At 43.1% G+C, this 4,842-nt stretch carries 4 protein-coding genes and 2 pseudogenes; 4 read left to right on the forward strand and 2 right to left on the reverse strand.

Annotated features, from left to right (window positions below; all coding sequences use genetic code 11):
• Positions 1–395 precede the first annotated feature (395 nt).
• Positions 396–632 (reverse strand): annotated as a pseudogene (merB, locus tag NEPTK9_RS10065) (organomercurial lyase); the annotation flags it as partial.
• Between the two features lie 436 nt (positions 633–1,068).
• Here merB and NEPTK9_RS09020 point away from each other — a divergent pair.
• A pseudogene (locus NEPTK9_RS09020) lies at positions 1,069–1,380 on the forward strand (lyase family protein); the annotation flags it as partial.
• A gap of 133 nt (positions 1,381–1,513) precedes the next feature.
• Here the strand turns inward: NEPTK9_RS09020 and NEPTK9_RS09025 are convergent.
• A complete protein-coding gene (locus NEPTK9_RS09025) occupies positions 1,514–1,870 on the reverse strand; it encodes a hypothetical protein (protein ID WP_194848503.1) in 357 nt (118 codons plus the stop codon).
• Between the two features lie 231 nt (positions 1,871–2,101).
• On the opposite strand from NEPTK9_RS09025, the gene NEPTK9_RS09030 reads away from it, so the two are divergent.
• The 3 genes from NEPTK9_RS09030 to NEPTK9_RS09040 all read left to right on the forward strand — a co-directional run.
• The gene (locus NEPTK9_RS09030; protein WP_194848504.1) at positions 2,102–2,791 is read left to right on the forward strand and encodes a CPBP family intramembrane glutamic endopeptidase; all 690 of its coding nucleotides are present in this window, start codon (positions 2,102–2,104) and stop codon (positions 2,789–2,791) included.
• Positions 2,792–2,894: 103 nt separating this feature from the next.
• Entirely contained in the window at positions 2,895–4,268 is a 1,374-nt protein-coding gene (fumC, locus tag NEPTK9_RS09035; RefSeq protein WP_194848505.1) for a class II fumarate hydratase, read from the forward strand.
• 369 nt (positions 4,269–4,637) lie between these two features.
• A partial coding sequence (locus NEPTK9_RS09040; protein ID WP_194848506.1) for a hypothetical protein occupies positions 4,638–4,842 on the forward strand: 205 nt, incomplete at its 3' end.

Raw genomic sequence — 4,842 nt, forward strand, 5'->3', positions numbered from 1 at the left:
CCCCGAAAGCGCAGAAAAAACACTATAAATTATTTTAAACCCCGAATTGGGAGAAATTTATAAACTTTCATCTTCTAGTCGAGCCAAATCGGCGGCTGGCCGGCTGGATTTTTTCGACCCAGCTTACTTAAAATTGTTACAGCGGGAAAGCCTCGTTTGGGTATACATTGAATAAAAGTCTATTATAGATAGCCTTTTGGCTAAAACCTTGACTGAGCTTTTGGAAGATCCCAATGAGGATGATTGAGCCCAAAATGGTCGAAAATCTCTTGAGCTTCTTCTATTGTCCATTTCGTCCAGTTACGATTTAAATGATTCCCATACCAAATCTTCGCAAACTCAAAGACCGTTTCTATTGGCTGCACATCCCCTTTTTCCATCCCATGACGTTCACATCACTGATCCACCCCTTCTTCAGAGCTAAAAAGGAGCATTGTGCTACATGTATAGGTTACATTATCCCAGGCTTGAGTCATCGGAATAGGGAAATGAACATAGAGATCTTTGTTTTGGAGTTCCCCATCCTTAATGGTTAGGGTGACTTGCTTTCCCTCTCCTCCTAATGTTGCCTTGATGGTGACATCTTCGTCAATAAGAGCTGCTGCTCCGATTGCACACCAGGCGGAGTTTGACCACCATCCCTTACTTTTTCTGCCCTCCTAGGCCGCTATCCTAAACCCTTTCAAAATAAAATAGCAAGAAATCAGTGGAGAAGCTTATAAGGTGGTGTATGAGGAAAAGAGCAAGACACCCTCGGCATCGTCGAGGTTCCTGAGGCCAGGTATTGGGGGGCGCAGACCGAACGATCGCGGCAAAACTTCCCCGTTGAGGGAAAGAAGATGCCAATGGAGGTCATTTACGGCCTTGCGACTGTCAAAAAAGCCTCTGCCATCATCAATCATGAGGTGGAACTTCTCCCGAAAGAAAAACTCACGATGATTCTAGTGCTCTGTCAACCCTAAAATTAAGGATAGATTGGTTGAGATTTTTTTTGGCTGGTAAAGTGTGGAGATCGAATCTAAACTTTTATAAGTTTGTGAGATCGAACACGAAGCCAGCCGGGAAAAGATAAATCAAGATATCCTAATTCTTAGGGTTGACAGAGCACTAGATGCAGCTGATGCGATTTTGGCAGGCAAGCTCGACGATCATTTTCCTCTTGTTGTCTGGCAAACCGGTTCGGGAACCCAGACCAATATGAACGTCAATGAGGTCATCAGCAACTACGCCATTGAAAAAGCAGGGGGGACGATGGGCTCCAAAGAGCCGATTCACCCCAATGATGATGTCAATAAGTCGCAATCCTCGAACGACACCTTCCCCACAGCTGCCCACATCGCCGCCACCCTCAAGATAAAAGAAGATCTCTTGCCCCACCTAAAGATTTTCCTCCAGGTTCAGAGGGGCAAAATGACCCCTACTCTATTGGAGTATGTGGTCATTTCATTTGACATTAGTAGCACTCCGGGGTTTAAGGGGTGATCCGCTGCTTTTTTAATATGGAAGTAAGAGGTTATTGTGAAGAACTGGTGCTTACAGAATTTAAGAATTTGAATATATCAGCTGCCATATCCCAGATAGTGTAAGATTGTTCAAAGGGAATGTACTCATCTTCTGATGAGCATTTGCAGTTTTCATTAAACCAAACAGCTACCCGTTCAGAAATGCGTTGCTTTAAAGCTTCTTCTGTTAGTCCATAATCTTTAGGTTTCTTAAGTGTTTTGATGGCATATTGAGTTAAGGATTCAAAAAAAATACTACGTTCTTTTGGGGAGAATTCTCTATCGATATAGTAGCCATTTTTTTTTGCTATAAAGGATGCATCACTTGCCAAAATAGTATTGATTTCCCTTTCTAATGATGTACTCATTTTTTAAACTCCCATTTAAATTATACCAAATTTTACCATAAAAAAAACCAAAAAGTCAATTAAAAACACCAAAAAGTTAGTAAAAACCTCTTCAGACTCTCAGTACATTTTTAAATTAAAAATAGTTATTTGTTAAATAGTCTACCGTTAATTATTTAAATTTTACTTAAATTAAAAGAAATACAAATAAATTAAATTGTATGTTATAATTAATTAAAAAAGGAGAGGGGTATGAGTGCAGTTGCTTATTCATCTAAATTAAATGTTTTTTATGACTCTTGCCTGCATGACAAGATACCAAAGTTTTTAAAGTCTAAAAAGTTTTTAGCTGTAATGGTATTCATGTTGATGGAAGGAGTTGAAATAGGGGGTGTATTAAATAGGGAAGTATCTTTTCAAACTGATGGGAAGTTTGAAATTGACACATTTGTTCCAGAAAAAGCAAGAGTCTGCATACGTAAAGTAGGGATAGTAACAACAAATTTAGCATTAGAGTTTCTAGGTAGAATGTTTTTTAAAGATGTGGCGAAAAGGCGGCTTGCTATCGAGTGTATTTTCGCTCCTATCGTAGAAGAACTTGTATTCCGTTTCCCGGTATTAATCTTAGATCAAGGTCTTAATGCCATCGACTCGAAATATAGTAGAGTTTTAGCAAAGCCTCTTTTTTCAAAGTTATCAAGAGCAGATACAATAAGGATTGCTGCAGTTATTGCGAGCGCTATTTTTTTTACATACGCTCATGGCTCTTGTCTTCAGCCTGAAAGGTGTGGTCGTTTATTTATGGGAGGTTTAATTTTGAATGCAATAGCCCTGCATTCAGAGCGTTTAAAGTCGAGGTCAGGCTTAGCAGCTGCTATATTTGCTCATGCTTTTTTAAACTTTCGCATAAATTTTAGGCTTGCTTTACTACCTAGAGAGTAGACGCAAGGGAAAAATAAACTCTGAATTCCTTAGGTCCTAGCTTTAAACTTAATACTCCAAGATTGAATTGACAGTGTGTAGTACTGCAGGCTATAAGGCAGGTATGAGGAAAGAGCAAGATAGCCTTGGGACCGTTGAGGTTCCTGAGGACAGGTATTGGGGGGCGCAGACCGAGCGGTCGCGGCAAAACTTCCCCGTTGGGGGAGAGAAGATGCCGAAGGAGGTCATCTATGGCCTTGCCACGGTCAAAAAAGCCTCTGCCATCGTCAACCATGAGATGGGGCTCCTTCCGAAAGAAAAACTCACGATGATCCTAGATGCAGCCGATGTGATTTTAGCGGGCAAGCTCGATGATCATTTCCCCCTCGTTGTCTGGCAAACCGGTTCGGGAACCCAGACCAACATGAACGTCAATGAGGTCATCAGCAATTACGCCATTGAAAAAGCAGGGGGGACGATGGGCTCCAAAGAGCCGATTCACCCCAATGATGATGTCAATAAGTCGCAATCTTCGAACGACACCTTCCCCACAGCTGCCCACATCGCAGCCACCCTCAAGATAAAAGAAGATCTCTTGCCCCACCTAAAGGTTTTCCTCGAGGGGCTTAAGACCAAAGAAAAGGCCTTTGGAAAGATTGTGAAGATTGGGCGGACCCACCTGATGGACGCCGTTCCCTTGACTTTAGGCCAAGAGTTTTCGGGCTATGCCGCGATGATCGAGTATGGGATCCGAGCGATTGAAACGGCCCTTCCCCATCTTTCGGAAATCGCCCTTGGAGGAACTGCTGTTGGAACAGGGCTGAACGCCCCTAAAGGGTTTTCTGAAAAAGTGGCAGCGGTCATTTCTGACCTGACCGGCACACCCTTTACAACAGCGCCCAATAAGTTTGAGGCAATTGCTGCCGATGATGCCCTTGTTGAGATGAGTGGCGCCCTCCGCCTTTTGGCCGGCTCCCTTCTCAAGATCACCAACGATATCCGGTGGATGGCCTCCGGTCCCCGTTCGGGAATCGGTGAGCTCATCCTTCCAAGCAATGAGCCCGGCTCTTCGATCATGCCGGGGAAGGTCAACCCGACCCAATGCGAATCCCTTTCTCAAATTTGCATCCAGGTGATGGGAAATGATACCACGATCGCCACAGCAGGCTCGCAAGGAAACTTCGAGCTCAATGTCTACCGCCCCGTTATGATCTATAACCTTCTCCAGTCGATCCAGCTCCTTGCCGATGGAGCGAAAAACTTCCATGACCGGTGTCTAGAGGGGATCGAGGCAAACACCAAACACATCAACGCCCTTGTCGAACGGTCTCTGATGCTTGTCACCGCCCTTAACCCCGTTATTGGGTATGATAAAGCGGCTGAAATCGCCAAAAAGGCCTATGAGGAACACACGACCCTTAAAGAAGCGGCTCTTTCTATGGGCTACCTGACTGCTGACGCATTTGACAAAGCGGTCGATCCTTCAAAAATGACTTGACAAAAAAATATTTTTTTATAGAATGTTTGCCAAAACATTACCTAGAGATTAACGAGTGTCCTGTTCACGTTAATAACCTGAATTTCGGGTTTATTTCACTCAACCTCAGGGGATTTTAGCTTTCTTTTCTCCTTTGTGATCTCGGAAAGGGCCATTTAGACCCTTACCTTCGATCCAAAAGAAGAAAATTTAAGCAAAACTCCCTCTGGAGCTGAGCAAAATAAACCCGAAATTCAGGTTAATACCATATCAGTAGAAAATTCCCTTGCTTTTCAAAAAACCATTAACTAGAATCAACACTTTTCAACTCTTGGGGCTCATATGAAGATTTTTCGTTTTCTGCTCATTTTCTGTATCCCAGCAATCTTTTTGAATAGTCCGGTTGAGGCATGCTCCCCCCTTAGACTTTGGGAGGAAAAAGAATCCATCTGGGATTTTCTCTCTTACGAAAACCTTTCTTACGATAGCGTCTTGACTTTGATCGATACCATTGAAAATGGAAAAGGCTCTGAGATATGGGAGATCAATGAGGTCATTAGCTTTGTCACATTCCTAGCTCGGAATGGAATAGTAG

It is taken from the genome of Candidatus Neptunochlamydia vexilliferae (assembly GCF_015356785.1).
Lineage (GTDB): Bacteria > Chlamydiota > Chlamydiia > Chlamydiales > Simkaniaceae > Neptunichlamydia > Neptunichlamydia vexilliferae.

Bases quoted from the DNA above. Each gene is read 5' to 3' on its own strand.
- NEPTK9_RS09025 (WP_194848503.1), bottom strand. From the start codon at position 1,870: ATGAGTACATCATTAGAAAGGGAAATCAATACTATTTTGGCAAGTGAT.
- NEPTK9_RS09030 (WP_194848504.1), top strand. From the start codon at position 2,102: ATGAGTGCAGTTGCTTATTCATCTAAATTAAATGTTTTTTATGACTCT.
- fumC (WP_194848505.1), top strand. From the start codon at position 2,895: ATGAGGAAAGAGCAAGATAGCCTTGGGACCGTTGAGGTTCCTGAGGAC.